A 26,491-nucleotide genomic window follows, 5' to 3' on the forward strand; every position below is an offset into this window, starting at 1 on the left:
TTGAATCTTTTAGCTCTCATGGTCGGCCTTGCCCTTTCGGTGGGCACGGTTTTCCTGTTCACGCGCGGTGAAAATCTCGAGAAGGCAGATCCAAACGAGGCTCTGAAAAAAGCCGAAATCGAGGCCAAACAGATCCATCACGATTCCAAAGAAGCCATTGAACGCATCCGCCGTGCCATGGAGCGCGAAGAAAAGGATGCCGAGGAAATCCTAAGCAAAATGGAGGCGACCCTCGCGCAAAAAGAAGAAATTTTAAAGCGCCGCGAAGAGCGCAACAAAACCCATCAAGATCAAGTGAGCGCCCTAAAAACCGAAGTCGAAGCCCTGCACACCCAAGAAAAACAAACTCTGAATCAGCGCATTGAGCTGCTCAGCAAACAAGCCAAACTCAGCCGTGAAGAGACCCTGGAAAATTCTAAAAAGAACCTAGAAAAACTCATCACCGAAAACGCGGATGTGCGCAATAAAGTCGCTTTGGATGAGTTGCAAGAAGACGCCCCTCGCCATGCCAAGGCTCTTTTGCAGGTAGTGATTCAACGCCTGGGGGTGGAAAGTTCCGTGGATAAAAACAACACCTCAATCACCATCAAAGACGATAAATTCAAAGGCCTGCTCATCGGGAAAAACGGCAGCAACGTGCTGTATTTTGAAAGCCTTTTGCCCGTTTCCCTCATCTTCAACCATGGCGCACCCGATGTCTTGCACGTGGGAGGAGTGAACCTTTTCCGCCGCAATATTGCCAAACGCGCCATTGAGAAATTGCAAGTCCGTGCCAAAAAAACCGGAAAAATCGACCATGAAATGATCAAAACCACTGTGGACGAAGCCAACGCCGAAATGATGGCGCTCTGTGACAAAAAAGGGGAAGAATCCATCCGCCTCATGGGCCTGGACCCCAAAAAAATGGACCCCGAAATGGTCAACTACACCGGGCGTCTTTACTACCGCACGAGTTACGGGCAAAACGTTACGGGCCACTCCAACGAAATGGGCTTTGCCGCTCGCATGCTCGCTGAACTGATCGGGCTCCAAGATCCTTCTTTGGCCATGCAAGGGGCTTTCTTCCATGACATCGGGAAAGCCATCGACCACGACGTGGGCGGGGCTCACGACGATCTTTCACGCGAAATTTTAGACAAGCACGGTTTCGATCCCATCATTGTGCACGCGGCCTTTGCCCACCACGACAAAGTGCCTTGCGAGTCCCCCGAAGATTTTTTGGTGAAAGCCGTGGATGCCATCTCTGGCGGTCGTCCCGGCGCGCGCCAAGAATCGGTGACCAATTACTTCGAACGCATCCAAGCCCTCGAACAAGCCGCCCTTTCTTTCGAAGGAGTGAACAAGGTCTTTGCCATGTCTGCAGGTCGCGAATTGCGCCTCATTGTGGACACCAGTCGCATCCAAGATGAGAGCATGGAGGGGCTTGCCGAACAGGTCGCTGGAAAGATTCAAGACGAAATCGCCTTTCCAGGGGTCATTAAAGTGAACTTGATCCGCACCACAAAGTCGGTAGACTATGCACGAGAAAAACCCCAATTCAAACGATAAAAACCGCTAAAACAAGCCTTTTTATGACCGACGAAAAAAAGAAATCAACCCTAGACAAAATCGTGATGGGAGCCCTCATTGGAACGGCTGTCGGTTCTGCAGTGAGCCTGACTTTGGCCCCTAAAACAGGTAAAGAAACGCGTGATTTCATTAAGGAAAAGTCCAAAGACGTGGGAGGTGTAGCCAAAGAGACCGGGGTCGGATTCTTTCGTTTATTCAAAGTTCTCTTACGAAGACTGTTTCGTGGCAAGAAAAAGACGGCTTCCGTCAACGAAATGAAAGAACTGCCCGATGAAATGGAAGTTTTCCCAAAAGAAACTCAAGAGTAACCCCTCATGAAGAAAAAAAAGCATTTTCCCTATCGACTCGCCGCCGCCCTGACGACAGTGGCCCTTCTAGCCCTAGCGGTTTGTGTTTTGTTCTACCAAGTGAATCAACTGCCCGAAAGTGTTTTTGCGCAAAAAACCAGCGTTGAAGCTTTGCCCGAAAGCCAGTTCACTACCTTTGCAGCTCTGCAAACGGCAACAGAAGCCTGGGTCCATCAAGGGTTGAATCAACCCATTGAGCTGCAGTCCGAACGGGGCCAAGTGCCTCTCACCCTGGCAGCCTTGGGGGTTTCGGTGGATTGGACAGTCCTCGCACCCGAACTCAAGGATTTCATGAGTTCCGCCAGTCTACTTAAAAAAACAAGCACTTATCTTTTCGGCCAAAAACTGGAGCTGCCGCTGCTCTTGAACGAGGAGCAACTCCATTTAACCTTGGCTCAAACGGGCATCGAACAAGGCAATAAAAATGCAGTTTTCATATGGGATGGATCCGTACAAATCCAGGCCGGACAAATAGGCTATGGCATCGAAAAAGAGCCACTCATTGCGATGCTAAAAAGCAGTTTCAAAAGCCCTCAGCCTCCTGAAAGTTTCACTTTGACTCTACGCAGCAGCTCGCCTGAAATCACCGAAGCAGATTTGCAAGCCCTGCTCCCTGCCGCAGAAGAATTGGCTCAAAAAAGCCTCACTTTTCAAGATGAATTTGGCAACACTTGGGAACTGGATTTCCAAAGCCATCTCTACCTCATGATTCCCAGCGGCAAAGCGAGCCCCGAGCCCACCTGGACTTTGGATCAAAACGGCTTCATCACTTATGCCGAAACCGTGCTGGTGCCCGAGGTGGAAGAAGAGCCCTCCAGCGTCGTGATCACTGAAAATGCAGACGGCACTTACAGTTTTGAAGGCAGCGCGCGTTTTGGAAAAGAATTGGACAAACTTGCCCTCCACAAACAAGTCCTCGAAAAACTGATAACAGAGCCTCTCGACACCCCCCTCACCTTGCCCATCACTACGGTAGACCCCTCTGTCACGGTGCCCCCTTCTCTTACCGAAAAAGGTGTCACGGGCCTAGTGGGCCTTGGTTACTCCGATTTCAGCGGGTCTCCTTACAACCGCATCCACAACATCAAAACCGGTATTGCTCAGTTCAACGGCGTCCTCATTGATCAAGGAGCGGAATTTTCATTCATGGGACATCTGAGCCCAGTGGATGCAGGCCACGGTTTTCTTCCGGAACTCGTGATCAAAGGGGACGAAACCATCCCTGAATACGGAGGAGGGCTTTGCCAAATTTCCTCCACCCTGTTCCGCGCAGCCCTTTACAGTGGCTTGCCCATCACGGCGCGGCGCAACCATTCTTATGCCGTTTCTTACTATGCGCGGCCCTTTGGCTATGGCCTCGATGCCACCGTCTACGACCCAGCTCCCGACCTTAAATTCGTCAATGACACCGCCGGAGCCCTGCTCGTGCAGGCTTACACCGAAGGCAATGCGGCCTATTATGTGTTTTATGGGACTTACGATGCTCGCACCGTGACCATGGAAGGCCCTTATTCCTACAATTACAACACCGTGGGCCCTCAAACCACCTACACCGACAAACTGGCCCCCGGCGAGCGTGAACTCAAAGAATACAGCCACACCGGCTTCACTACCGATTGGTACCGCACCGTCGTCTACCCGGTCACCGAACCCGGCCTCGATGAAAACGGCCAGCCCCTTTACCTAAGCCCCTACGCCGCCGAAGCCAGTGGAGTGAGGGAACTCATCCATTCTGTTTACGAAGCTCGCCCGGCCAAATATTGGGAAGGCTCAGCGGAGGGAGCGGAAGGCGCGGAGCTCACAATCTCGCCCACCGACTCTTAATCTCTTCATTGTAGGGATCCATGTCCAACAACTCTTCGAGCATTTTTTTGGCGCGTTCCACATCCCCCATCCGCTCATAATAGTCGGCCAAAATCAGTTTGAGCGTTTCATCTTTGGGCTTACGGCGCGCAGCGCGTTCAAAATAATGCAACGCTTTTTCATCCTCGCCAAGCTCGAAATAAACCTGAGCCAGACTTTGCAAACGCTCCGCACGGCGCTCGTCCAAGGCGATGGCATTTTCATAAGCCTCCGCTGCTTCCACCAGGCGCTGTTGTTGATACAGAGCGATGCCTAAATTGCTGAAATAAACTGGATCTTGTTTCAAATTCACCAGCTTGGAGAAATAAAGTTCTGCAGAAGGAAAATCGCCGCGTTTGAGGTACAAAAGCCCCAATTTGTGATGAGCGTCCAAGTGAGTGGGCTCTTCCGCTAAAATCGCCAAAAAGAGCGGTTCCGCTTCATCCAACTGATTGCGTCCAAAAAAAACATCCGCGCGTAAAAAAGCCTTACGCACCCCTCCCTCCAAACGAGGCAGTTCAGGTTTAGGAGCCGTGGCCATACTGGCTTCAGATAAATGTTCCAAAGGGGCTTCAGCGCTATCCAAAGGGAAATCTTCTAGGGCTTCACTGGCCGTTTCACCGCGTTCCTCACTGAGCAATTTTTCTTGAAATTTAAGATCTTGTTGAGTCAGCCGCAGGCGACGCAAAAACATGAGCGAGAGGGCGAATCCTGAGAAAAGAAGAAGAAAGAGAGCAAGCATGAGAAATCAATTAAGGGACAAAATTAAGGGACGAACATGAGAAGCAGCTGATCCAGCAAAAGCTTGGAATTGACATTGTTTCTTAGCGCCAGTTTAGCATCTTCTAGGGCATCCAGCACGTCCGTCACTTGCACGTGAGCCAGGGCTTGGGGAGGCCCCTTAAAAAGCCAAGTGCGACAGTGGCGCAAAAGCACGTCCAAAAACTCGGGCAGAAAGTCGCTGGATTCATATTTGCGCGTGAGGGCAAACGCAGCCGCCACCGTGGGCCGTTCCAAAAAAACATCCAAATCGCGCAGCACCGTTTCATGAATTTCCAAATAGGCAGGGTCTTCCATAAGGCGGATCAATTTTCCGGGCCGACCCATGGCAAAAAACAACAAACGTTCCGCAAGCGGATTTCCTTCCAAAAGTGGAGTCATTTCCTCATCGGGCAGGCTTTGAAAAACATGCACTTGAGCACGAGAACGCAAAGTGGGAAGCACGTCTTCTTCTTGATGCGCCGTGAGCAAAAATAAAAGGCCAGGATGAGGTTCTTCCAAAGTTTTTAAAAGAGCCGTGCTGGCTTCGGGCCTCAGGCGGGCTAAGTTTTCGATCACCACCACCAGGTAAGGTTTTAGATGTCCTTGATTGCTGCGTTCAATGAGTCCTCGCACGGCTTCAATGCCCATTCCCTCCCCAGCATCCAGGAACAAAAGGGTGTCCGCATCGAGGCCTTCCAAAAGCTGTTTTTTAGCCACCCCATGCTCGTCTGCTCCTTGCAAATGCACTGCTAAAGTGAGCGCCATTTTGGTCTTGCCCACATGTTCAGGGCCCAAAAACAAATGCGCATGATGCAAGCGCCCACTTGCCGCTTCGCTTTTCAAATGTTCGAGAATACGCTGATGTCCCAGCAAAGGAAAATTCATACAAAATCGAGAAAGATTAAGGTCGACGGCTCCAGTAAGCGTCCTGGCGCACCAAAAGTTCTCGCGCTTCTTCAGGATGTTTCATGCACATTTTGACCAAGTGTTCCATGCGCACACGGTTTTGCGAGCCTTTGGCGAGCACCGTGTCGTGCTTGTCCAAAATTTTGCTCAAAAACTGGCCCGCTTCTTTGGATGTATTGAAGACATGAATCATGGACGCAGACATGCCGGCGCGTTGCGCGCCTTCCGCGAGCGCGCTCGCGTGCTCGCCTACGGCGAGCAGCATGTCTGCCTGTTCCGCCGCCAATTTCCCAACCTTAATATGCTCACTCACGGCCAACTCACCCAGCTCATTCATGGTGCCCAGGGCCGCAATTTTGCGCCCGTGGAAAAGACTCAAAATCTCAAGCCCCGCTTCCATGGTGTCTGGAGAAGCGTTGTAAGAACTGTCCAAAATCAGCGCTCCATTTTTACCCTCAATGCGGTTCATGCGTCCGGGGGGCAAGCGGTACTCCTCCAAGGCTTTTTGAATAGCCTTCCACGGCATGCCGTTCACAAAACCCACCGCCACCGCTGCCAACACCAAAGTGATGTGAGCCTTACCCAGCACATGGGGCATCCTCACAAAAAGGTCACGTTGATCATAAGACAGCGTGAACATGAGTCCCTCGGTGCTCATTTCAATATCTTTGGCGCACAAATCGGCCCCTTCTTCTGTTCCAATCGTGATGGTATGAGCCGGCAAATGTCCCTCCAGTTGCCGCACAAAAGAATCATCGTGATTCAAAATCACCCATCCACCTGGGGGCACCGCCACCACCGCTTTGGATTTTTCTTCATACACCGCCTGACGATTGGCAAACTGCCCCGCCCCCACATGCACGTTCTTTACGTTCAAAAACACCATGATGTTGGGAGTGAAAACTTTCAAAATTTCATCCATATCCCCAGGTTTATCCACGCCCATTTCTAGCACCAGCATCTGGTATTTTTCCGGTTTTTTAAAGGCTTCCCAAATCGCCTTCCAAAAAATAGAAATCCAGGCTGTTGTGGAGGAATAGCCTGTCTTGAGGCCCAAAATCGTGAGCACGGTGCCAAATTCCGAATTCAAATTTTTTTCACTGCGACGCACACTGAAACGCCGCCCCAGCACATCTGCAATCGCGTCTTTTGCCCCCGTTTTCCCCACGCTCCCCGTCACCCCCACAATGAGAGGACGAATGGCTCGCAACCTCCGCTTGGCAAGGGAGCGAAGAAAGTCTAAGGCCCAGCGCTTAAAAGTGGCTTTCATAAACCTGAGTGTAAAGGCTATCTCAAAAAAGGGAAGGCTTGTACCCTAACAGAAAGACCCCTAAAATACAATCATCCGCTCAGTCAATCGCCTTGCTCAAAAAACTGAACAGCCTCCTCTTGTACTGCTTACTCGTGAGCCCGTTTTTATTGAGTTTTTATCCTCAAACCAATCGCTTTGAAATCATTCGCGAAACCGGGCCTTTGCTGCTTTTGGGGGTGGGAGTCTTGGCCTATCTCGCCAGCCTTCTATGGAGCCGCCCGTGGAAGGAGTTTTCCAGCTCCCGCCCGTTGCTCCTATTACTGCTGGTTTTCACAGGTTTCAGCATCCTCAGTTGGATCCATGCGGGTGTAAAAATCTTTGGCTTCGCCGAAATTTTTGTTCTGTTCATCGGGGTGCTGCTTTATTTGATCTTTGCTCAAGAAAAGACAGGGGCTCAAAAGCTCACTTGGGCCCTTGCCCTCACCCTCGTGGCTGCCGCCCTCCTCGGGGTCCCTGCCTATCTCAGCACCGACCACAGCCGCTTTTTCGGCTTCTTTTATGATCCGCTCATCAAAGCCGATGCCTGGCCCAATGCCTATGCAGACTTCTTTCTACTCACTTTCCCGTTTTTAGCCCTGCTCCTCCGTTCTCCCAAAGCCTGGCTTTTGAAGCTGATCCTGCTCGCTTTTGTGCTTTCTAGCTTTGTGCTCTCGGCTTCGCGGGGCGCTTTCTTGGCCGTTTTCCCGGCGCTCGCCTTCTTTGCGCTCGCCCAAGTTTGGACTCACCGTTCGCTGCCCTCCTTAAAAAAGACCTTACGAAGTGCCCCTTGGGTGCAAAGTGCCCCTTGGGTGCAAAGTGCCGTTGCCCTCCTTCTACTCATCGTGTTCACAGCGCTTTTTACAAAAGGAATCGGCATGCTCAAAAGTCGGCATCATCAAGCCGTGGATCTGGGCAGCCGCCTGCAATTTTCAGAAGCCGAAGGGGGCAATTCCTTTTCAGAGCGCATAGAGTTTTTTGAAGGAGCCCTCGCCTTGATCCAAGAAAATCCCCTCTTGGGCACAGGACCTTCCACCTTCCGTTTCGTCTATCCGCCCCACCAACAGGGCTTTTTGGCCCTCTCCGATCACCCTCATAACCTTTGGCTCAAACTCGCCGCTGAACGCGGCCTACCCGCCGCCCTCCTCTTGCTGGCTTTTGGGCTCTTGCTTTTTGCCCAAACGCATCCTTTTGGCAAAAACCCGGACCGTCCTTTTCTGCTCATGGCATGGACGGGCCTCGTGGCTTTCATGGCCCATCACATGATCGATTACAACCTGAATTTTCTCACCAACGCCCTCATTTTTTGGATGATTTTAGGGGCCCTCGCCGCTCACGCTCGGCAGCAAAAAACCAAACTTGCCCCGGCCGCTTGTGCTCTTATTGCACTGCTGCTTGCCGCCAGCGGCCTCAAACTCACTTTCGATGAATTGAGCTTCAACCGCATCCACACACTCGATCAAATGGAAGGCTTCCACCCCTTTTTGCCCACTTATGAGTGGTACGAAAAAATCGGCGGCGCCACCGATCCCGAGCTCAAAAAAGCCTTTATCCAAAAGCAACTGGAGGCGAACCCGCTAGATTCCAATGCATGGTCTCTTTTAGGCCAAGCCCACGAAGCGGAACAGAATTACACCGCCGCCCGTTTGGCCTACGAAACGGCCCTTGAAGTGAACCCCAAAAACAGCTTTTTACCCGCTTTGCAGCTCGCCCGTGTTTTGCAAATCCAAAACGACGCCGCCGCCCTGTCCGACCTCGCCACCCGCTTGCAGCCCCTTTTTGAGGAATACCAAAAACTCTACGACAAAAACCTCCATTTCACCCAGGCCACGCCTGAAATGGGTTACGTGAAGGAGTTGAAGGGATTATTCCTGCACGCTGACCTCAAAGACTCTCCAAGCCCCCGAGTCTCAAAACCCAAAAAACTCTATTTGTTACATTGTAACAATGAGCCGCTTTTCACTTTTCACCACTTTAAACACCTACCTTCACCCTCAAAATCGCCCGGCCGCATAAATTTGACGAAAATTAAAAAAGAGATGAACCTCCCCGAGCTTACGCTCGGGGTTTCAGCCTAGTTCAAGCTGCGCTTGGCCCGCATCTTCTTCGCCCTGTTGTTGGATATACTTTCGAATGACCTCCTCGTTAATCCCAACTGTGGAGGCAAAGTAACCTGCCGACCAAATACTTCTCGTCCCCCAGTACACTTTTCTAAGAAACGGAAACTTTATGTTCAACTCACGAGCTGTGTTGGCTTTTATTATTCTCACCACCTCTCCCACTGCTATTTGTGGAGGTATGGAAATTAAAATATGTACATGGTCTAAATCCGTGTTTACCTCTTTCACCACCAGTTCCGGATAGTACTTCGGAATATCCTTCATCACTTCCTGCAGAAAAGCCAACACACCTTCGTTGAATATCTTCCGACGGTATTTGGTCGGCCAAACTAAGTGATAGTCACAGATGAAAACTGCGTGTGAGCTTTTTCGTAGCTTCTTCATGCCTCCACTTTACACCACCACGAAGATGCGGGCACCCACTACATCCCTCGGGCTTACGCCCGGGGAACTACGTCAGTTGATTAGAATTAAGGCTTACCTTTTCCAATACCTAATATGAAACTCTCAGAAACAGCATGCTTAGTCGCTTTAGCTGCCACAACCCCAGCCTGTAATCTCTACGCTTTTCAGAATGGCCAGGAAGATCAAGGTGGAGCCTGTACTGAAATCCCAGCCCTCACAACAGGTGTATCTGCACAAGTAAAAATCAATCTAAGCGGAGATCCAATGGTGCCTCTAGCGCCTACCCGTGAAACTGTTCCCTCCCAAGAATAAAACCCGCATCCAAGACCCCCCTCGCCCCCCAACAAAAAGAGTCCCATCGAGGACTCTTTCAGTTTTTTGTAAGGTTTTTCCTATATCCCGGTTCTTCAAAAACTCAGAGCAGTTTATTTCACTGCGGCCACGATTTTGTCGAACACAGCAGGTTCGTGAATCGCGATCTCAGACAGCATTTTGCGGTCGAGAGCCACCATCTTCTTAGAAAGACGGTACATGAGTTGGCTGTAGGACAGACCTTGAGCTCGAGATGCAGCATTCACACGTGCGATCCACAGACGTCGGAAGTCGCGTTTTTTGCGACGACGGTGTGCATACGCATGCATGCCCGCTTTCATCACGCGTCTCTTCGCAATGGAATAGAGACGACCTGAGAGCCCTCGGAAGCCTTTAGCCGCCTTCAAAATTTTGTTGTGACGACGACGTTGATTCGTCCCACGTTTGACGCGTGCCATAAGGGTCGGGGTTAATGAGCGCCGCGGTAAGACCGGGCGATGGTGGACCTAAAGGCGGGGCAACGCCAAGGTCCTACCAGAAATAAATAAAAGAAATCAGCCGATCAGCTCGGCAGGGGCTTAATTCCACAAAAGAGTCTTGAAACGCTTTTCATCAGCCTTGCTCACCACAGATTGAGTTCCACCCATGTTCTTCTGTCGACTCGCCTTTTGATTGAGTCGGTGACGATGAGCGGCCTTCTGCATACGGATTTTTCCCGTTCCAGTGAGGGTCGCGCGCTTTTTCGTACCCGAGTGGGTGCGTTGTTTTCCAACTTTAGCTTTGCCTGGCATAAAATAGGGTTATTTAAGGGGTGAGAGAATCATAATGAGGGAGTGTCCTTGGCGTTTCGCGTCTTGATCAATCTTGGCGAAATCCTTGAGTTCTTCCTTCACGTAATTCATCTTCTCAAATCCGAGTTCAATATGTGTAACCTCTCTTCCGCGAAAAATCAAGCTGAATTTCAACGAATTGCCGTCTTTTAAGAACTCTTTACACTTGTTCAGCTTCACATCAATGTCGTGCTTATCCGTTCGAATCGAGAGACGAACCCCTTTCATTTCTCCGCCTTTTTGATGCGCTTTGTGCTTCTGATCTGCCTTGCGTTGACGATACAAATACTTTCCAAAATCCATGATGCGGCACACGGGCGGGAACACCGTCGGAGACACTTCTACCAGATCGAGCCCCATCTCTTTAGCAAGCGCCAGAGCCTTGGACGCACCCATCACTCCGCCTTGAATCTCTTCCCCTTCCTCGGCAATGAGTCGCACCGTTTGCGCACGGATCTCTTCGTTTTTTCGGAGTTGCTTAGCTATAAAAATGAATTAGGAGCTAGCGAATCTTAACAGATTGCGATCAGAAGTCAACGGCGCTTTTCTCTCCAGCCGCCTATCCAGCCTCTTGCAAAACAAGCCCCCTTCCCGCATGATGACAGCTCAGTCAGCATTCTTCAAAACCACAAACCATGTCCCCTCTTTCATCACTCTTAAATCCTACCCTTCAAAGGCTCACACAAGGCGCATTGCTCCTCTTGGGAGCGCTTCTTGCAAGCTTCCTTTTTGCAACGCCAAGCTTTGCAAGCACCGCAGAAAACAGCTTCAGCCACACTGCCTTACCCGTGGAAGTGCCGCTCACAGAAAGCGTTTGGACAGGGACTTTTGAAGCCAGCGAACCTTTCAATCTCTTGAGTTTTACAGGAGCAGAAAATTGGACCGGAGCCATGGAACTTCGTTTTGAACACGAAGGCGAATGGGGACCGTGGATTCCCCTCGAAGAGGACATCCACAGTCGTTTTGCCGGCGAATACGAAGCCGTAGTCACCGACCCCAGCAGCCGTTTTCAAGTGCAGCTCACCACCCCTCAAAAAGCACTCCCTTTTGAATGGGCAGGAACGTTTGAACTGGTGAATGCAGGGGGCTCAATCGCCAGGCAACTGCAAAGGACGAGTGTCGAAGAACCCAGCGTCATCAGTCGTGCTGAATGGGGTGCCGATGAAACCCTCAGGCTCATCGCCCCCGAAGATTTTGTGGACTACCCCATCAATGACACCCTCTTGGAGGAAAATTTAAAAATCGTCGACGTAGAATACACCGACGAAGCGGGCAATACACTCAATTGGCCTCTACAACATTCCGCATCGGTGACGCGCATCACGGTGCATCACACCACCACCGATCTCAAACACCTCAAAGATCCCGCCAGTGCCGTCCGCTCCATTTATTACTTCCACACGGTGGTTCGGGGTTGGGGAGATTTGGGCTACCATTACCTCATCGCTCCCGATGGCAGCGTTTATAAGGGCCGTTATGGGGACGACACTGTGGTCGCAGCTCATGCCAGCGGCTACAACGTGGGCAACATTGGCATTGTGATGATTGGGCCTTACCATCGGGAACCCATTGAAGGAGCCGCTTTGAATTCCTTGCTCAATTTGATCCAAACAAAGGCCGAGGAACACGCCATTGATCTCGACGCTACTTCTCCTTACAAAGGAGTGGATTGGCCCAACTTGCTTGGACACCGCGACGTGGGCACCACCCTTTGCCCAGGGGCCTACCTCTACGAACATTTGGATGAGCTCCGCAGCTACTTAGGGGCTCAGCAAGACCTGCAAATTTCCGAGACTTACACCTGGGAACCCTCGTTAACCGCCTTGAATCCGCAAGAAAGCAAAACCGTAACCCTGGGTCTAGAAAATACAGGGGATACATTTTGGAATGGACGAAGCACTTTTGATGTAGAGCCCATTTTAGGTGCCGATATTCTGAGCACAACGCCAGAAACCCTCCGACTCAATAATCCAGTTCAGCCCGGAGGCCATGCAAGCATCGACTTGAGCCTAAATTCTGGATGGACTCCCGGTTTGACGGTTTTCAAAATCACCCCGCATTGGAACGGAAGAGAAGCGGATGCACCCTTTTTGGTCCCAGTCTTCGTGCAAGAACCTTTTGTGAATTTTGAACTCGTGGATTTGAACTTCGACCAAGTCACGGAACTGGGGCATACGGTCCATGTTACAGCCGAACTCGAAAACAATGGAAACGTCACTTGGAACGCGCCCTCTCACCCTGAAAGTGCTGTCCTGCTTGGTCAAGTGGACAATACTCAAGTGGGCCTCGACGATCCTTACCTCACCACCAAAACTTTAGCCACGCCCTCGCAAACGGTTGCGCCCGGCGAAAGCATCACGGTGGAATGGGACATACTTGTCGACGAAAACCTGGCAAATGGACAGCTCTACTTCCATGCCGAAATGCCCGGCGTCGAAGGCAGTGTCAGCTCTCGTTTGCATCACCTCACCCTGTGGACCAATCCTGAAAACCAGGAACTCACCGTGGTGGACAAAGGGTCTGCTCAAATTTTCCAAGCCGGCAAAACCGTAGGCGGATGGATTCAATTCACCAATCACACCGATCAAACTCTCAATTTGGCGGATAACGACCTCACTTGGGCAGCAACCGTGACCTCCGAAGGCCTCCCCGTGAGCAGCGACCTCGAGACCATCTTTGCCCTCGAAACCTTAGAAGCGGGCATGTCCACTCGTGTCTACTTCCACCTCACCGCCCCTGACGAAGCCGGCGAATACCAAATTGAATGGATTCCCATGCAAGGCGGATTCAGCCTGTGGACGACGCCACTGATTTATGATTTTGCGGTGGAGGGCTGACAACAGCAAGGAAATGCGTTTGTTTGATTTTGCAAAACTTGTTCTGTAAACCCCTCCCCGGGGAGGGGTTTTTACCTGTAAAAGAGTGAGAATTTGACGATAAGGTAAAATACGGTATAATGAAACATCTATTTAAAACTCACTCATGGGAAACACACCAAGCAATCCAAGCGACGGGGATAGAGCCCCCGAAGGGCCAAAGGACCTCGAAACGGTAAAACGCTTAATGCAAGTCCTTAAGAATCATTTTACGGATGCACAAGCGCGTCTTGGACCGATTTACCTTAAATATCAAACGGAAGGAGTTGGAGAAGGTCTTGTCATCACAGAAGAAAGAAAGGGAGAAACGGTGCTCTATGGAGACGACGAAGCAGGAGGGCTAAGGGTGTCGATTCTAAATCCAATGGAAAATCTTCTTCAAGATAGTCTTAAAGACCCACTTCAAACTACACAGCGAGACCGACTTAGGGAGCCAGTATGGGTTGAGGCATCAAACGCATACTACGACCAGGCCAAAACCCGCTTAGAGCAAGTAATACAAGCCATGGAGACGAAAGCAGAACGAAGAAAAGCAGAGCTCACAGATCATATTGGCCGTCTAAAGGAGGGAATTCAAGAAGAGAAGAAGGAGGAATTCGGCAGACTGCAACTTCTACTGATCGAACTCAATGCAATCCAAAGGGGCCAGACTGCTATGGCTGGAGGAATGTCTGAAAAAGTAGCTCCCCCTGCAGCCCTTGATGGGACCCCTCGTTCACCTAAAGCGTCTGGTAAATTGGATTGGAGCAAACAAGGACCAGACTCAGAAATCGAAGAGCCCACTTCCGTAGCAGTTGAACCTGATCTTGAAACAGCACCCGCCGAATCATCTCCAGGAGACGCTGTGGAGACTGAAAGAACAGGAGTGATAGGTGGCTTGCAAGCATGGTTTAAAAAATGGACGGGGCCGAAAAAGTAAATCCTCGCTGCTCAGGCCATGCCAACCTAACCCCCTCTGGTCTTTTTTTGAGATGACCTCTACACTGAGGCTCTTTGACAAAGCTCAATGCCCATCCTCCGACGCAAAACTCGAACCTGTACCATTGGCGCCGATCCTGCGCGGCAAGTGCTCGTGGGCAGCGAACACCCCGTGGCTATTCAAACCATGTGCATGGGCAAAACGGAGGATATTGAGGGGACCATTGCCGAAATCAAAACCGTCGAAGACAAAGGCTGCGACCTCATTCGTCTCGCCATGCCCAGTTTCGATGCCGTCAAAGCCATTCCCCTCATCAAGGAGCGCACGTCGATGCCCATCGTCGCAGACATCCATTTTGACCCTCGTCTCGCCATCGCCGCACTCGACTACGGTGCCGACAAAATCCGCATCAATCCCGGGAACTTTTTTGACCGCTCTTATCTCGAAAAAGTCATCACCCTCGCCAAAGAAAAAAAGGCCGCTATTCGCATTGGCGTGAATGCTGGTTCACTTGAGAAAGATTTGTGGAAAAAACACGGCGCCCCCACCGCCGAAGCCCTCGCCGAATCGGCTCTGCGTTGGGTGAAATTCGTGGAAGACCTCGGGTTTGGCAACTTTGTCGTGTCCATCAAAAGTGAACGCGTGCCCGTGATGGTGGAGGCCTACCAACGTTTTGCCGCGGCCGGCAACGACGTTCCGCTGCACCTTGGGGTCACGCACGCCGGCCTACTCATTCCTGGTGCGGTGAAAAACGCCATCGGCATTGGAACACTGCTCATGCAAGGCATCGGAGACACCATTCGCGCCTCCATCACCGATGACATCGTCAAAGAAGTGGAAGTCTGCAAAAGCATTTTGAAAGCCCTCGGCATTTACGGCAAAGAACCGGACATCATCGCCTGCCCCACCTGCGGCCGCATTGAAGTGGATTTGCCCAAAATGGTGGCCGAAGTGGAAGCTGCCCTCGCCCATCTCAAAAAACCCGTGCGCGTGGCCGTGATGGGCTGTGTGGTGAACAGCGTGGGGGAAGCCAAAGAATCCGATTTCGCCATCGCCAGCGGTAAACATGCCGGCGCCCTCTACTACAAAGGCGAACTCTACAAAGCCAACGTTCCCGAAGCCGAACTGGTGCCGGAATTACTCAAGTTGATTGAGGAGAAGACGAAATAGCCTATAATCAAATCAACCGCATCTCTATGGTTCGTCCTTACTCCAAATGGAAACTTGCAGTCAAAACGCTGCCTTTTGTACTCGTGGTTTTGGTGCTCAAAATGCTTGTACATCACTACGATCAGGAGATGCTCACCCTGAGCTCCCTGTTCACGGCGATCGTTTCGGCTAATATTTTCCTGATTGGATTTTTAATTTCTGGGACACTCGTGGATTATAAAGAAAGTGAAAAAATCCCCTCCGATTTGGCTTCCAGCCTACAATCCCTCGCGGATGAAGGCTTTATTTTAAATAAGGCCCACAAACAGCAAATCGCTAGCCCTTTTCTCAAAAAAATTCTCATGCTCAACCAGTCTGTGATCGACTGGTTTCATAAAAAAGAATCTTATGAAACTGTGCAAGATCAGCTCTTCACGCTCAATGACGATTTTCTCGCTTTCGAAAAAGAGACCCCAGCCAATTTCATCGTCCGTCTTAAGCAAGAGCAAAATCAGCTGCGTAAAACCCTCGGTCGTGCCAAAGTGATTCGTGAAACTTCCTTCCTTGGAACAGGTTATGCAGTGGCCGAAATCCTCACTTTTATTTTGGTGCTCGCTCTGATTTTTATCCGCATGGATCCTTTCTACGAAAGTCTTTTTTTCGCCGCATTCATCAGTTTCATGCTCATCTATATGATCTTCTTCATCAAAGATTTGGACAACCCTTTTGGCTATGGTAAAAGCGGGGTGATTGAAGAAGTTTCTTTGCGGCCTCTTTTGGAAGGACACAAACGCTTGGAGCTGAATATAGAAAAGAATCTGCATGCCTAAACCCCTCGCTCTTTTCGGCTCCACTGGCTCTATAGGGAGGCAAACCCTGGAGGTGCTTGCCGCGTTCCCCGGTGAATTTGAAGTGGTGGGCTTGACGGCTAAAAGCAACAAATCCCTTTTGGAAGAGCAGGGTAAAACTTTGCGCGCGCAAACCTTGCTGAGCCCGAGTTCCGAGCAAAATCAGGCGCTTATGGAGCAAGCCGAGTTCATCGTCAACGCCATTCCCGGCTTTGCAGGGCTCGACATTTCCCTCGCTGCCATCCGAATGTCCACCCCCGAACGGCCCAAAACCCTGCTTTCCGCCAACAAAGAATCCTTGGCCATCGCGGGCCGTTTCCTGCGTGAAGAAGCTCAAAAAACCGCCGCCCGAATCTTCCCGCTGGACAGCGAAGCTTCTGCCATTTGGCAGCTCATGCACGAATACGGCGCAAGCAAAATTTCTTCTATTACACTCACCTGCTCCGGCGGCCCTTTTCACGGCAAAACGCGCCAAGATTTACTCCATGTCACTCCAGCTCAAGCCCTCGCCCACCCAACCTGGAAAATGGGCCCAAAAGTTTCCATCGATTCCGCGACACTCATCAACAAAGTGCTGGAAGTCTACGAAGTGCACCACCTTTTCGATATTCCGCTCAAAGACATTCACATCACCATCCATCCGCAGAGCCTCGTGCACAGCATGATCCACACCCAAACCGGTGCCACCAAAATGCACATCACTCAAAACGACATGCGGCTTTTCATTTCTTATGCCTTGCATTACCCCGAGCAGCCGGCTTGCCCCTGGCCCATCGAGCGCACTCGTAAAAGCGATCTGAGCTTTGAGCAGCCCGATCCCGAAACTTTCCGTCCCCTCAAATGGCTGAAATTGCACGCTGGCAACCCCAACTTCCCCATCATTTTAAACGCGATGAACGACCTCGCCGTGGCCCGTTTCCTGGACGGAAAACTCTCCTTCCTCGGCATTTACGATTTCATTGAAGAAGGGCTCCAGCGTCACCTCTGGCGCCTCCCCCCACGCAACCTAGAAGAACTGCTCGCCTTTCACGCAGAGATATCGGAGGGAGCGATGGCTTTGAGCTAAAGTTCGGTGAAAATGTGTACGTTTTTATGGCATCAAAGCTCAAGCTTCTTCAAGGTATTTGAGCATAAATTTTCCGCTCAAATTCGCGAATTCTATCGACCAACTCAGGATCTCCTATTTGGGCCAGGAAGTCTGGGTGAGGTGTAGCATAGTGGAGTCCATTTGCGCTTGGAGCTGACCTTCCAAAGAATAAGCCAAATTTTGCATGCAAAGTAGTGGATTGCCCCCAACTGAAGTTAATTAAAGATCCAGTCTTATCCATAGCCAAGGGGTATGATCTAGACGATATTAAGCCAAAATCACCCGTGTGCCAGCTTGCTTCATGATGAACGCCTCGACTGGTATAAGGAGATGATTGAAGGGTCATTACTCTTTTATAACTGGGATCCACTATCCAGTTGTGCCCTCCATGGATATGCAAGTTTACCCACACATGCATTGCCTGTTCTGAGGTAAAAAATCGATCATCCTGTCCATAATTAACTACAGCCCTTACGTCAGGATATTTGGTTTGAAATGCCAATTTGTAACGACATGCAAGATCTGAACATTCTCCAGTATTCTTAGACAAATCCGATGGATTTAATGCATTTTTAAAAATCAACAGCCGTACACCCTCTATCTCCTCATAGCATGCTTCTAGATCTGCTAAATGCCATTGAGAATATTCAAATACCTCACAAAGTTTACCTGACTCATCCCGAAAACTATCAGAGTTTCGTAAGTCTACTTTGGGTGCATCAATCCAATTGGAAATTAAGGGATGTACAGCCACAATCTCAAAAGGTTAAGAAATAATTGTGCAATGTATTCTATAAATTGTCAATCTGAATTCCTTGAGTTCAGGCTCAGGAGCCTTATCCAAGGATAAATACCCCTCCTTCCCCTTTCTCACCTAATCTATTAAACTTAAAAACCTAAATCCTTCTCATGAACATCGCCATCCTTCTAGCAGCGGGCGCATCCAGCCGAGCGGGCCAAAATAAACTGTGGGCGGATGTGCATGGCCGTCCCCTTTGGACTCTGAGCTACGAAACGTTCAAATCGCATCCAGAGGTCGATCGAATTGTGCTAGTGGTGCCAGCGGGTGAAGAGCCCAAATTCGCCGCTTATGTGGACGTGCCCATGGCCAGTGGAGGTGAAACGCGCATGCAATCTTTTAAAAATGGCTTGGCCTTACTCACCTTGAACGATGAAGACATTGTGATCGATCACAACGCCGCCAACCCCAACGTGACCGCCCGTGAAATTTCTGAAGTCATAGCCGCTGCAAAAGAAGTCGGTGCCGCAGCCGTTTCTATGCCTGCCGTGGACACGCTATTTGTAGCGGAGGAAGGCACTTATTTGAACCCCCTTCCGCGCGAAAAAATTCGGCTCATGCAAACCCCTCAAGCCGTGCGTGCGAATCTTTTAAAGCCCTTCGAATTGGCGGATGGCACGGATCTCACTTCTGCCTTGCTCGCCAAAGTTCCGGTTAAGGTAGTGGAGGCGGACCCGGCAAATCGAAAAATCACTTTTGCCGAAGACCTGAAAAGTCTTTGCGCCCGGACCTATTTGGGCGAAGATTCTCACGCCTTTTCCCAGGCCGGCCAACTGGTGCTCGGCGGGCTCACTGTTCCCGAACTCCCTGCCCTGGAGGCGAACTCGGACGGAGATGTGATTTTGCACGCCATCGGGCGCGCCCTGGCGCTGGCTCAAAACAAGAATTTTTCTGAAATCGCCGACCCACTTGCGCTCTCGGGTGAGAGAGACAGCCGAGCTTATTTAAATCCCTTGCTGCACAATGTAAAAATCGAACAAGTCGCCCTCACGTTGGAATGTGCCCGCCCCCGCATCGATGCCCTTGCCCCCGCCCTCAAAAATTCCCTGGCTTCCCTGCTGGCCCTTCATCCGGACCAAATCCGCCTCTCCGCCCACACCGGCGAAGGCCTCACTACGTTCGGCCGCGGCGAAGGAATCCGCTGTCTGGCATTGTTGACAATTAAAAATTAAGGCGTAGGATAAACTCCATTAATCCAGAAAAGTATGACAGAACTTGAAGATTTCCCTTTCCACGATCAGCAGATAAGGGGAACTTGTGTTCCAAAAGGAGGGTCGATAAGAATTGCAACTCGTCAAGAGGTTGAAGGCTTAACAGGTTTATACGAATTGATGGTAGGCAAAACCGCAGCAAAAGGAAGACTAGCCGCGATACTGGCGGCCAACCCTAATGTCCAAGACTGGAAGATCTCTGCGAATGGACCGACGATTTCTCCCATGAATAATGCCGCGTCTTTAGGGAAAAATGTAGCGAGTTGGGTCGCAGAGGGTAACTGGCATTTGACCAATCCGTCCATTATATCCCTGACCGATGTACTCCGCGAAGCAAAAGCAGCTGATCTAAAAACAGAAAACACTACTCAAGACGGAAAACGCTTTGGAGATTTCTTAAGAGGTCAACCCCTTAGAGCGCTTCATTTTGACGTGCTTGGAGGAGGAGAAGTTCCATTAGAAATGGGCCTCAGCCAATCAGGTTTCTATTCAACCAGAGAAGGAGTTCAATACCCAGGAATCACTGTTTTCGGGAAGGTGAGGGATGTTAATGTTCAGCATTCACTCATATTTTTTGAAGCAGAAAAGTACGCAACTAGTTCAGGTTGGATTGAAGGATTGACACACCCAATTGAAATCTACTGTAGGTCAGTTAGAACTGATGGTGGAGTAGAAAACAAATGGTTTGTAACACAGCCAGGTCTGCATAATTGATGAGTCTCCCAGCCCTCCACCCACCCGCCAAAATCAACCTTTTCCTTGCCATTCGTGGCAAGGATGAAACAGGTTATCACGAAATCGAAACCGTGTTTGCAAAAATTCCAAATTGGACCGATGAACTCATCCTTGAACCGGCCGCAGCGCTGCAGATTGAATTCATTCCCAGTGAAGGGATAGACCCCAAAAACAACACGCTCGCGAAGGCCATTCAGGTTTTAGAAGCGCACACCGGGCGTACGTTTCATTACAAAATCACCGTTCACAAAAACATTCCCCCGTGCTCGGGTTTGGGAGGAGCCGCCAGCGATGCCGCGACCTTGCTCCTTGCCCTCAACGATGCCGAAAATCTACAAATTTCTCAGAAAAAACTGTTGGAATTGGGTGCTCAAGTGGGCATGGATGTTCCCTTCTTTCTTTCGGGCTTTGACGTGGCTTTAGGCACCCATTACGGGAAATTTTAAGCCCTCTCCCCGCACTCCCCGCGAGCATCCACATTCGAATAGAACCCGGCCCACCGGCCCCCACTAAGGAGGCTTTTCAAAAGTGGGATGAAGGATGCGTGAGTTCCAACAAAACGGCCAATGGATTGATAGAAGCGCTCCAAGCCGGCGATTCGCAAAAAATCCTCGCTGCCTTGCACAACGACTTCCAAGTTTTCTACACCTCCCCAAAGTTAAAACCCGGCGAACACGCCATACTCACCGGCAGCGGCAGCGCGTTTGCAGTCGTCACTTCTCGCTTCTAGCTTCGCTCATTCTCAATCGGTTCAAGTGGTGCTGACTTTGTTTAACATGTCGACGGTAAGCAAAAAGAAGGAAAATTAAAATCAACAAAGAAAGCCCACTGGTCAAAAAAAGATTCAGTTGCAAATGATAGAGCGCGTTGTCCGCAAAAACCACCCCAATAGCAAAAAAAGTTACACCAAAACTAAGACCCCAATAACGACGAGTTTCCTCGAAATGAGGGAAGGTTTTATTGCCCATGGACCGTAGCCAAACCAGCAACCCAAAAAGGAAGAAAAGTCCTGAATAAACCAGCACGTGAGTCCACAAGCGATTCTGTTCAAAAGTCATTTCCTTCAAGTGTTGAATGGCAAATGGATGCACCAAGAAATAACAAGTAGTCACGAGTAAAAGCGTAATAAATCCTGCTGTTTTTTGGCGGAAAGCTCTTTGCACCCTTAGGACTCCAGGGATGCGTTCCAAACGGTCAAAAAGGGCGATCAATTGCTCATAATCTTCCAATAAAATTTCAATTTGATCTCGACTGATGCATTCAGGATTCGCCGGCGATCCATCCGACAAAAAAGGATTATCGCGCTTCACGTCATAACCGCTGCCTTTAATAAAAAGAATGGGCAATTTCAATTCATAAAAAGGTTCCAAAATTTCACGCAGCAGCCCGATGCGGTCGTAAGCCTCCACAATAATTTTAATGCGATATTTATAATCTTCTTCACCAAAATTAAAACGTCTTTTTAAACTGTGCCATACTCTTAAAAGCTTCACTCCCGGTCCCACCACCAGTTCCGGGAAAAGCACTTTATACACTTCCGAAGAAGACAAAGTGCCCTCGCCGATGGCTGCCAAAAGTTCATCAAAACTGTCGAATTCAAATTGAATCAGCGCGCGAGATTGCAGCGCAAAATCCAAATGATGGACCAAACCCTGATTCTGATGGTCCAATTCCTGCTGCAAAAGTCGAGTGCCCAGTTGGATGCGCGTGCCCATGGTTTGCTCTTTAAAATAAGCACGAATTTGCGTCTTGGCTTTAGAAGTTTTCACATGATCCAACCAGCCGCGCTCGGGACCTTTTTGACGTCGCGTATCGAATAAAATTTGCACATGATCTCCACTTTGCAAAGTGCCCAATAGTGAATAATTCTTATTGTTCACCATGGGTTTGAGCACATATTCATTCACGGCTATGCCCCTGGCATAAACAAAATCGAGCACACAAGCCCCTTCCGGCAAATCCACCACCTCCCCATCCGATGAAAAAACAAAAATCCGATTCCGCAGCACGTCTTCCTGCAAAGTGCGAATGAAACCTTCTGGATTTTTATAATGTTTCAAAAACGAAAGCTTTTTAGAGCTCAAACTGGATGAAAAATCTTTGTACAAAAAATGAGCCGCTGCCCCGAGTTCACATTCATGATGCATGGCCTCCGAACGGATTTGCACTTCCGTCAATTTTCCTTCCAAGCCCACCACCGTGGTGTGCAAGGATTGATAACCATTGGCCTTCGGGAAAGCAATATAGTCCTTAAAACGCCCGGGCTTGGGCTTAAAAAGGCCGTGCACCACAGCCAAAGAACGGTAACAATCTTCCAAGCCATGAGTCACCACACGAATGGCAAAATAATCATAAATGTCGCCGAGCGGTTTATGATGAAGAACAGTTTTTAAATAAATGGAATAAAAATGTTTGGGCCTCCCTTCCACTTGCACCGGAATTTTCCAGCGCTTGAATTCTTTTTTCAAAACGGCAATGGTGTCACGTATAAAAATCTGCCGCTTCTTTTCATGCTCCATCACAAAGCTTTCAATGCGTCCATACTCTTCCGGCTGCAGCACTTTAAAACACAAATCTTCCAACTCACGTCGCACTTGAAAAATGCCGTACAAATTGGCAAGCGGAGCAAAAACTTCCAAAGTTTCTTTGGCGATGCGCTGCTGTTTATCGGGTCGCAAATAACGCAAAGTGCGCATGTTGTGCAAACGATCCGCCAGTTTAATCAGAGCCACACGTACATCCTTTGCGGTTTCCAAAAAAACACGTCGCAAACTGTCCACTTGCCGCGCATCCATGGAATGATGATAATGCACCTTCGAAAGTTTAGTGACCGCCTGAACCAAATTCCTCACGCTGCGCCCAAAACGAGTTTCAATGTCCTTAAATGTATAATCAGTGTCTTCAGGCACATCGTGCAAAAGAGCTGCAATCAGGCTTTCTTCATCGGCTCGCAGCTTGGCAAGAATAATTGCTACATTCAAAGGATGACAAACATACGCATCACCCGAAGCCCGAAATTGCCCTTCATGGGCTTGTTTTGCAAAACGATAAGCGCGGTCCAATCGCTCCGAACGCACTTTTACAGGTGATTTTTTAAGCGCCTTTAAAAGCTCAGCATAAAGAGCATCTTCAGTGGAATGGAGCATAATGGACGCATTCTAACACACTTCTTTTTAGATCAAACGCTGTCGCCCCTCTAAGGCGCGAATTAGGGTTGCATCATCTGTGTATTCCAAGTGTCCCCCAGAAGGAATGCCTCGCGCAATGCGGCTCACATGCAAGGCACTGAAGCTTGCAACTTGCTTTTGGATGTAGAGCGCTGTGGTGTCTCCTTCCAAGTCCGGATTCAAAGCTAAAATGAGTTCGCGAGTCTCGCATCCACTTTCACTCAATCGCACAAAAAGCTCGGTGATGCGCAGTTGTTCCAGGCCCACTCCATCCAACGGTGAAAGTCGCCCTTGTAGCACGTGATAAAGCCCTTTGTATTCGCCCGTTTTTTCAATCGCGATGAGGTCTAAAGTGCTTTCAATCACACATAGAAGGCTGCGGTCTCGTCCTGGCCCGGAGCAAATCTTGCACGGATTGGAAGTGGTCAAAGAAAAACAGTGTCCACATTCTTGCACGCCATTTTTAACGTTCAAAATCGCCTCGCCAAGTCCATGCACTTTAAAATCCGCACTTTTGAGCAAATGGAAAGCCAGTCGCTGAGCACTTTTGGGCCCGATTCCCGGCAAACGGCCCAATTCCTCAATCAATTTTGTAAGCGAATCCGGTAAAAAATCCATGAACAATAAGGAAAATCAGCGCCATTCTAGAGGCCAAGTCAAAAAAAGGAAAGGACAGCGTAAAGGGCCAATCTTAAGCCCGAATCAAGCGCAAGAACTCCTCGCGTGTGGCCGGGCGCTCTTTAAAAAGCCCCTTGAGCGCCGAAGTGCTCACCGTGCTCGATTGTTTTTCCACCCCCCGCGCCATCATGCAAAGATGCTGGGCCTCCACTACCACAGCCACCCCTTTGGGCGCGAGCAATTCCTCCAAAGCCTCTGCAATCTGCGTCGTGAGCCGCTCCTGATTTTGCAAGCGCCGCGAAAAAATCTCCACCAGCCGAGGAATTTTTGAAAGCCCAATGATTTTATCTCGTGGGATATACGCAATATGCGCTTTGCCAAAAAATGAAAGCAAATGATGTTCGCAAGTGGAATAAAACTCAATTTCCTTCACAAGAATCATCTCGTCATAACCCTCATTTTCAAACACCGTCAAAAGGTCTTTCGGTTTTTTTTCATACCCACTAAAAAGATGCTCCCAGGCCTCATCCGCTCGCCGCGGCGTATCTTTCAGTCCTTCCCGCTCAGCATCTTCGGGCAGGGTTTTCAGCAGTTCCAAAAACATTTTTTCGATCCATAATGAATAAAGTCTAGCCCAAACCTGAAAAGGGGCAAGAATACTAAAGCTCACTCGCAAAATTTGTTTGACAATTTTGTCTGACAAAATTAAACTCAAAATGAGCCCAAAATCCCAATGCCTCTCACCGTCAACAATCGAGAACTGCTCCGAAATTATAAGACCCTCAAAGGAAAACTTCTTCGAGGAGAGGTGTCTGAAATTGCCGTGAAACAAGGCAAGGGCAAAATCATCACGCTCAAGGTGAAAAAGACAACGCAATCGGCTTTTGAGCACACGCTTGAACTCATCGAAAAGCACTCTTTCTCTCACCTCAAGCGTCCCGAAGCAGATCTTTTTGATTATTTATGAAACAAGAATATCTGTTGGACAGCAACGTCTTGATTTACCTTGGGCACGGGAATAAAAAAATTGCCCGTCAGCTCCTACGCTTGAAAAGGCCGTATTTTTTTTCGAGTGTTATCACTTACTTCGAAATTTTGTACGGCTGCAAAACTTTAGAAGAGAAAAAATTAGTCAAACAATACGCCAATGACTTGGCCATTTTGGACTTACGCAAAGAAATAATTGAAGCGGCCTTAGAATTGAAGGAAAAGAAAAAACTCAAATTCAAAGACCTCCTTATTGCCGCAACCGCCCAAATGGAGGGACTCACGCTGGTCACTGCCGACAAAGATTTCAAAAAAATCAAAGGACTTAAAGTAAAACTTTTAAACCTTTAGCCTTCCTCCGGCATTCCCCACTACGAAGAGGGCAAGAAACAAAAAACTCGCGTTTCCGCGAGGTTTTTTAAAACAATCTTAAATAAATTATACACCCCCATCCTACTAAAAGGCAAATAAAAAGATAAATCTTGTATAAAAATGTCAATCATCTATACTTGAGACCTCAGACAATCCGAACTCATGCACTTCCTCACCCTCGCTGAAGCACTTCCCATTTTCTTCACAGCCAAGGACATCCGAAGAATCCTAAAGATTCAATTGAATTCGGCTCGTGTACTGGCCACTCGCTACACTCAAAAAGGCATTTTCCTCCGCATCAAACGCGATCTTTATATTTTCCAAAAGAAATTCCTTCACCTCACTCGTGATGAAATCTACGAACTGAACCAAGCTCTACAGGCCAAGTCCTACATTTCTTTTTCTACTGCTTTAGCTCATCACCACACGCTCGCTCCATCCGTTGCTAAAAACCCTTGGGTTGAGGCGGTGAGTCCGTTGCGTTCTTGGGAGAAAACCGTAGGTCACCTAACGTGGCATTATTACAAATTGCCTTACAAATTCTTTTTTGGTTTTGTGGAACATGGCAATGCTCTGCTTGCCACGCCTGAAAAAGCCTTACTGGATGCACTCTACCTCCATTCTTTGGGGCGCTATTATCTGGATCTAAAAAAGCTCAACCTCGAAAGGCTGGACCAAGAAAAGCTCTTCAATTGGGCCCGTTTTTACACTCCAAAAACCCAAGTTTTTTTGGAGCGACTCTACAGCCGTTCACGGGGCAAATGAAGAGGAAAATAGGAGTGCGAACAAATGCTTGTTTTTAAAAGCAAAAAAAGTTAAAGTGGAACTACTTTTGGGGATTTCCCACGACCCTGCCAGAAATGGCAGGGAAAATTTTTATAAATAAAGTTTTTGAAAACCAAGTCTTATGATTTTGAAGTCCGATTCATCAACAATGCCCACTTTAGAATAAAGCCGTCGATAATCGATAGTTCTGACTTGATGAAGGCAGGCGGTCACATTTCTCCCCCTCTGTTGGTAGTTCACGTACCAGCTGCCGACGTGCTTTTTTGTGGTGAGCGGAATTGCAAGATAAAACTCTTTCGACAGCTTTTTGAAGATCAAAACAGGACGAGTAAAGAGGTCACTTTTACCGTTGATCTCATACCCTATATTTTCACCCAAACTCGCCCACCAGACTTCTCCGGTATTCACATAAGGAATTTTTGGCCTGCGTAAATCCAGCTTTCGTTTAAGACCAATCCATTCTAAAAAACGTTTCATATTAAAAATTAGATTCTGAGATATTAACAAAATACACTCAAAAAAGTCCTGACAAATTCCTGAATCGCAGATTCATGCA

General features: G+C 49.1%; 28 protein-coding genes. 16 read left to right on the top strand and 12 right to left on the bottom strand.

Going from position 1 to position 26,491, the window contains the following annotated elements; translation table 11 throughout:
• From IPG41_04410 to IPG41_04420, 3 genes are read left to right on the top strand one after another with little or no spacing between them, the layout of a single operon-like run.
• On the top strand, positions 1–1,548 hold the full coding sequence (locus IPG41_04410; protein QQR54417.1) for an HDIG domain-containing protein: 1,548 nt from the start codon (positions 1–3) through the stop codon (positions 1,546–1,548).
• Positions 1,549–1,571: 23 nt separating this feature from the next.
• Positions 1,572–1,877: a YtxH domain-containing protein gene (locus IPG41_04415; protein QQR54418.1), complete on the top strand. Its 306-nt coding sequence runs from the start codon at positions 1,572–1,574 to the stop codon at positions 1,875–1,877.
• 6 nt (positions 1,878–1,883) lie between these two features.
• Positions 1,884–3,740: a VanW family protein gene (locus IPG41_04420; GenBank protein QQR54419.1), complete on the top strand. Its 1,857-nt coding sequence runs from the start codon at positions 1,884–1,886 to the stop codon at positions 3,738–3,740.
• Here IPG41_04420 and IPG41_04425 read toward each other — a convergent pair.
• Genes IPG41_04425 through IPG41_04435 form a run of 3 tightly spaced genes read right to left on the bottom strand, consistent with a single transcriptional unit; the run spans position 3,715 to position 6,696 of the window.
• Positions 3,715–4,500, bottom strand: a complete 786-nt coding sequence (locus IPG41_04425; GenBank protein ID QQR54420.1) for a tetratricopeptide repeat protein — start codon at positions 4,498–4,500, stop codon at positions 3,715–3,717. The two genes, IPG41_04420 and IPG41_04425, sit on opposite strands and share 26 nt — an antisense overlap.
• A 23-nt stretch (positions 4,501–4,523) precedes the next feature.
• Positions 4,524–5,405, bottom strand: coding sequence for an AAA family ATPase (locus IPG41_04430; protein ID QQR54421.1), 882 nt, complete (start codon positions 5,403–5,405; stop codon positions 4,524–4,526).
• A gap of 16 nt (positions 5,406–5,421) precedes the next feature.
• Positions 5,422–6,696: a UDP-N-acetylmuramoyl-tripeptide--D-alanyl-D-alanine ligase gene (locus tag IPG41_04435; GenBank protein ID QQR54422.1), complete on the bottom strand. Its 1,275-nt coding sequence runs from the start codon at positions 6,694–6,696 to the stop codon at positions 5,422–5,424.
• 92 nt (positions 6,697–6,788) lie between these two features.
• Here IPG41_04435 and IPG41_04440 point away from each other — a divergent pair, with 92 nt between their 5' ends.
• On the top strand, positions 6,789–8,792 hold the full coding sequence (locus IPG41_04440; GenBank protein QQR54423.1) for an O-antigen ligase family protein: 2,004 nt from the start codon (positions 6,789–6,791) through the stop codon (positions 8,790–8,792).
• On the opposite strand, the gene tnpA is transcribed toward IPG41_04440, so the two are convergent.
• The 4 genes from tnpA to IPG41_04460 form a co-directional block, all read right to left on the bottom strand.
• Positions 8,784–9,218: an IS200/IS605 family transposase gene (tnpA, locus tag IPG41_04445; protein QQR54424.1), complete on the bottom strand. Its 435-nt coding sequence runs from the start codon at positions 9,216–9,218 to the stop codon at positions 8,784–8,786. The two genes, IPG41_04440 and tnpA, sit on opposite strands and share 9 nt — an antisense overlap.
• Positions 9,219–9,664: 446 nt before the next feature.
• Positions 9,665–10,009 (bottom strand): 50S ribosomal protein L20, encoded by a 345-nt coding sequence (gene rplT, locus IPG41_04450; GenBank protein ID QQR54425.1) that lies wholly within the window; start codon positions 10,007–10,009, stop codon positions 9,665–9,667.
• Positions 10,010–10,129: 120 nt separating this feature from the next.
• Positions 10,130–10,342 (bottom strand): 50S ribosomal protein L35, encoded by a 213-nt coding sequence (locus tag IPG41_04455; protein QQR54426.1) that lies wholly within the window; start codon positions 10,340–10,342, stop codon positions 10,130–10,132.
• A 9-nt stretch (positions 10,343–10,351) separates the two neighbouring features.
• Positions 10,352–10,822 carry a translation initiation factor IF-3 gene (locus IPG41_04460; protein ID QQR54427.1) on the bottom strand — a complete coding sequence of 157 codons (471 nt, stop codon included), beginning with the start codon at positions 10,820–10,822 and terminating at the stop codon, positions 10,352–10,354.
• A gap of 194 nt (positions 10,823–11,016) precedes the next feature.
• Here IPG41_04460 and IPG41_04465 point away from each other — a divergent pair, with 194 nt between their 5' ends.
• The 5 genes from IPG41_04465 (at position 11,017) to IPG41_04485 (ending at position 17,239) form a co-directional block, all read left to right on the top strand.
• Positions 11,017–13,218: an N-acetylmuramoyl-L-alanine amidase gene (locus IPG41_04465; protein ID QQR54428.1), complete on the top strand. Its 2,202-nt coding sequence runs from the start codon at positions 11,017–11,019 to the stop codon at positions 13,216–13,218.
• 145 nt (positions 13,219–13,363) lie between these two features.
• Positions 13,364–14,176 (top strand): hypothetical protein, encoded by an 813-nt coding sequence (locus IPG41_04470; protein ID QQR54429.1) that lies wholly within the window; start codon positions 13,364–13,366, stop codon positions 14,174–14,176.
• An 87-nt stretch (positions 14,177–14,263) separates the two neighbouring features.
• Positions 14,264–15,346: a flavodoxin-dependent (E)-4-hydroxy-3-methylbut-2-enyl-diphosphate synthase gene (gene ispG / locus IPG41_04475; GenBank protein ID QQR54430.1), complete on the top strand. Its 1,083-nt coding sequence runs from the start codon at positions 14,264–14,266 to the stop codon at positions 15,344–15,346.
• A gap of 26 nt (positions 15,347–15,372) precedes the next feature.
• Positions 15,373–16,155, top strand: a complete 783-nt coding sequence (locus IPG41_04480) for a hypothetical protein (GenBank protein ID QQR54431.1) — start codon at positions 15,373–15,375, stop codon at positions 16,153–16,155.
• Positions 16,148–17,239 (top strand): 1-deoxy-D-xylulose-5-phosphate reductoisomerase, encoded by a 1,092-nt coding sequence (locus IPG41_04485; GenBank protein ID QQR54432.1) that lies wholly within the window; start codon positions 16,148–16,150, stop codon positions 17,237–17,239. Before IPG41_04480 ends, IPG41_04485 begins: the two co-directional genes overlap by 8 nt.
• A gap of 49 nt (positions 17,240–17,288) precedes the next feature.
• Here the strand turns inward: IPG41_04485 and IPG41_04490 are convergent, their stop codons facing one another.
• Positions 17,289–18,014, bottom strand: coding sequence for a hypothetical protein (locus IPG41_04490; GenBank protein QQR54433.1), 726 nt, complete (start codon positions 18,012–18,014; stop codon positions 17,289–17,291).
• Between the two features lie 155 nt (positions 18,015–18,169).
• On the opposite strand from IPG41_04490, the gene IPG41_04495 reads away from it, so the two are divergent.
• The 4 genes from IPG41_04495 to IPG41_04510 all read left to right on the top strand — a co-directional run bounded on the left by IPG41_04495 (position 18,170) and on the right by IPG41_04510 (position 20,735).
• Positions 18,170–19,231 carry a 2-C-methyl-D-erythritol 2,4-cyclodiphosphate synthase gene (locus tag IPG41_04495; protein QQR54434.1) on the top strand — a complete coding sequence of 354 codons (1,062 nt, stop codon included), beginning with the start codon at positions 18,170–18,172 and terminating at the stop codon, positions 19,229–19,231.
• 33 nt (positions 19,232–19,264) lie between these two features.
• Positions 19,265–19,984, top strand: a complete 720-nt coding sequence (locus IPG41_04500; protein QQR54435.1) for a hypothetical protein — start codon at positions 19,265–19,267, stop codon at positions 19,982–19,984.
• On the top strand, positions 19,984–20,451 hold the full coding sequence (locus IPG41_04505; protein ID QQR54436.1) for a hypothetical protein: 468 nt from the start codon (positions 19,984–19,986) through the stop codon (positions 20,449–20,451). Before IPG41_04500 ends, IPG41_04505 begins: the two co-directional genes overlap by 1 nt.
• Positions 20,452–20,549: 98 nt before the next feature.
• Entirely contained in the window at positions 20,550–20,735 is a 186-nt protein-coding gene (locus tag IPG41_04510) for a hypothetical protein (GenBank protein ID QQR54437.1), read from the top strand.
• Here IPG41_04510 and IPG41_04515 read toward each other — a convergent pair.
• From IPG41_04515 to folE, 3 genes are all read right to left on the bottom strand, one after another.
• Positions 20,719–23,151, bottom strand: coding sequence for a bifunctional (p)ppGpp synthetase/guanosine-3',5'-bis(diphosphate) 3'-pyrophosphohydrolase (locus IPG41_04515; protein ID QQR54438.1), 2,433 nt, complete (start codon positions 23,149–23,151; stop codon positions 20,719–20,721). The two genes, IPG41_04510 and IPG41_04515, sit on opposite strands and share 17 nt — an antisense overlap.
• A gap of 27 nt (positions 23,152–23,178) precedes the next feature.
• Positions 23,179–23,790 (bottom strand): recombination protein RecR, encoded by a 612-nt coding sequence (recR, locus tag IPG41_04520; GenBank protein QQR54439.1) that lies wholly within the window; start codon positions 23,788–23,790, stop codon positions 23,179–23,181.
• 73 nt (positions 23,791–23,863) lie between these two features.
• Positions 23,864–24,394, bottom strand: coding sequence for a GTP cyclohydrolase I FolE (gene folE / locus IPG41_04525; protein QQR55657.1), 531 nt, complete (start codon positions 24,392–24,394; stop codon positions 23,864–23,866).
• 129 nt (positions 24,395–24,523) lie between these two features.
• On the opposite strand from folE, the gene IPG41_04530 reads away from it, so the two are divergent.
• The 3 genes from IPG41_04530 (at position 24,524) to IPG41_04540 (ending at position 25,914) form a co-directional block, all read left to right on the top strand.
• Complete coding sequence (locus IPG41_04530; GenBank protein ID QQR54440.1) at positions 24,524–24,757, top strand: hypothetical protein; 234 nt, start codon at positions 24,524–24,526, stop codon at positions 24,755–24,757.
• Positions 24,754–25,128, top strand: a complete 375-nt coding sequence (locus IPG41_04535) for a PIN domain-containing protein (GenBank protein ID QQR54441.1) — start codon at positions 24,754–24,756, stop codon at positions 25,126–25,128. The genes IPG41_04530 and IPG41_04535 overlap by 4 nt, the downstream gene beginning before the upstream one ends.
• Positions 25,129–25,311: 183 nt before the next feature.
• Entirely contained in the window at positions 25,312–25,914 is a 603-nt protein-coding gene (locus IPG41_04540; protein QQR54442.1) for a hypothetical protein, read from the top strand.
• Positions 25,915–26,025: 111 nt separating this feature from the next.
• Here the strand turns inward: IPG41_04540 and IPG41_04545 are convergent, their stop codons facing one another.
• On the bottom strand, positions 26,026–26,412 hold the full coding sequence (locus IPG41_04545; protein ID QQR54443.1) for a type II toxin-antitoxin system PemK/MazF family toxin: 387 nt from the start codon (positions 26,410–26,412) through the stop codon (positions 26,026–26,028).
• Positions 26,413–26,491 lie beyond the last annotated feature (79 nt).

This window comes from Candidatus Peregrinibacteria bacterium (genome assembly GCA_016699145.1).
GTDB lineage: Bacteria > Patescibacteriota > Gracilibacteria > UBA1369 > 2-02-FULL-48-14.

Excerpts from the sequence above, each read along its gene's own strand:
- IPG41_04415 (QQR54418.1), top strand. The coding sequence starts at position 1,572 with ATGACCGACGAAAAAAAGAAATCAACCCTAGACAAAATCGTGATGGGA.
- IPG41_04420 (QQR54419.1), top strand. The coding sequence starts at position 1,884 with ATGAAGAAAAAAAAGCATTTTCCCTATCGACTCGCCGCCGCCCTGACG.
- IPG41_04425 (QQR54420.1), bottom strand. The coding sequence starts at position 4,500 with ATGCTTGCTCTCTTTCTTCTTCTTTTCTCAGGATTCGCCCTCTCGCTC.
- IPG41_04430 (QQR54421.1), bottom strand. The coding sequence starts at position 5,405 with ATGAATTTTCCTTTGCTGGGACATCAGCGTATTCTCGAACATTTGAAA.
- IPG41_04435 (QQR54422.1), bottom strand. The coding sequence starts at position 6,696 with ATGAAAGCCACTTTTAAGCGCTGGGCCTTAGACTTTCTTCGCTCCCTT.
- tnpA (QQR54424.1), bottom strand. The coding sequence starts at position 9,218 with ATGAAGAAGCTACGAAAAAGCTCACACGCAGTTTTCATCTGTGACTAT.
- rplT (QQR54425.1), bottom strand. The coding sequence starts at position 10,009 with ATGGCACGCGTCAAACGTGGGACGAATCAACGTCGTCGTCACAACAAA.
- IPG41_04455 (QQR54426.1), bottom strand. The coding sequence starts at position 10,342 with ATGCCAGGCAAAGCTAAAGTTGGAAAACAACGCACCCACTCGGGTACG.
- IPG41_04465 (QQR54428.1), top strand. The coding sequence starts at position 11,017 with ATGTCCCCTCTTTCATCACTCTTAAATCCTACCCTTCAAAGGCTCACA.
- IPG41_04470 (QQR54429.1), top strand. The coding sequence starts at position 13,364 with ATGGGAAACACACCAAGCAATCCAAGCGACGGGGATAGAGCCCCCGAA.
- ispG (QQR54430.1), top strand. The coding sequence starts at position 14,264 with ATGCCCATCCTCCGACGCAAAACTCGAACCTGTACCATTGGCGCCGAT.
- IPG41_04480 (QQR54431.1), top strand. The coding sequence starts at position 15,373 with ATGGTTCGTCCTTACTCCAAATGGAAACTTGCAGTCAAAACGCTGCCT.
- IPG41_04485 (QQR54432.1), top strand. The coding sequence starts at position 16,148 with ATGCCTAAACCCCTCGCTCTTTTCGGCTCCACTGGCTCTATAGGGAGG.
- IPG41_04495 (QQR54434.1), top strand. The coding sequence starts at position 18,170 with ATGAACATCGCCATCCTTCTAGCAGCGGGCGCATCCAGCCGAGCGGGC.
- IPG41_04500 (QQR54435.1), top strand. The coding sequence starts at position 19,265 with ATGACAGAACTTGAAGATTTCCCTTTCCACGATCAGCAGATAAGGGGA.
- IPG41_04505 (QQR54436.1), top strand. The coding sequence starts at position 19,984 with ATGAGTCTCCCAGCCCTCCACCCACCCGCCAAAATCAACCTTTTCCTT.
- IPG41_04515 (QQR54438.1), bottom strand. The coding sequence starts at position 23,151 with ATGCTCCATTCCACTGAAGATGCTCTTTATGCTGAGCTTTTAAAGGCG.
- recR (QQR54439.1), bottom strand. The coding sequence starts at position 23,790 with ATGGATTTTTTACCGGATTCGCTTACAAAATTGATTGAGGAATTGGGC.
- folE (QQR55657.1), bottom strand. The coding sequence starts at position 24,394 with ATGTTTTTGGAACTGCTGAAAACCCTGCCCGAAGATGCTGAGCGGGAA.
- IPG41_04530 (QQR54440.1), top strand. The coding sequence starts at position 24,524 with ATGCCTCTCACCGTCAACAATCGAGAACTGCTCCGAAATTATAAGACC.
- IPG41_04535 (QQR54441.1), top strand. The coding sequence starts at position 24,754 with ATGAAACAAGAATATCTGTTGGACAGCAACGTCTTGATTTACCTTGGG.
- IPG41_04540 (QQR54442.1), top strand. The coding sequence starts at position 25,312 with ATGCACTTCCTCACCCTCGCTGAAGCACTTCCCATTTTCTTCACAGCC.
- IPG41_04545 (QQR54443.1), bottom strand. The coding sequence starts at position 26,412 with ATGAAACGTTTTTTAGAATGGATTGGTCTTAAACGAAAGCTGGATTTA.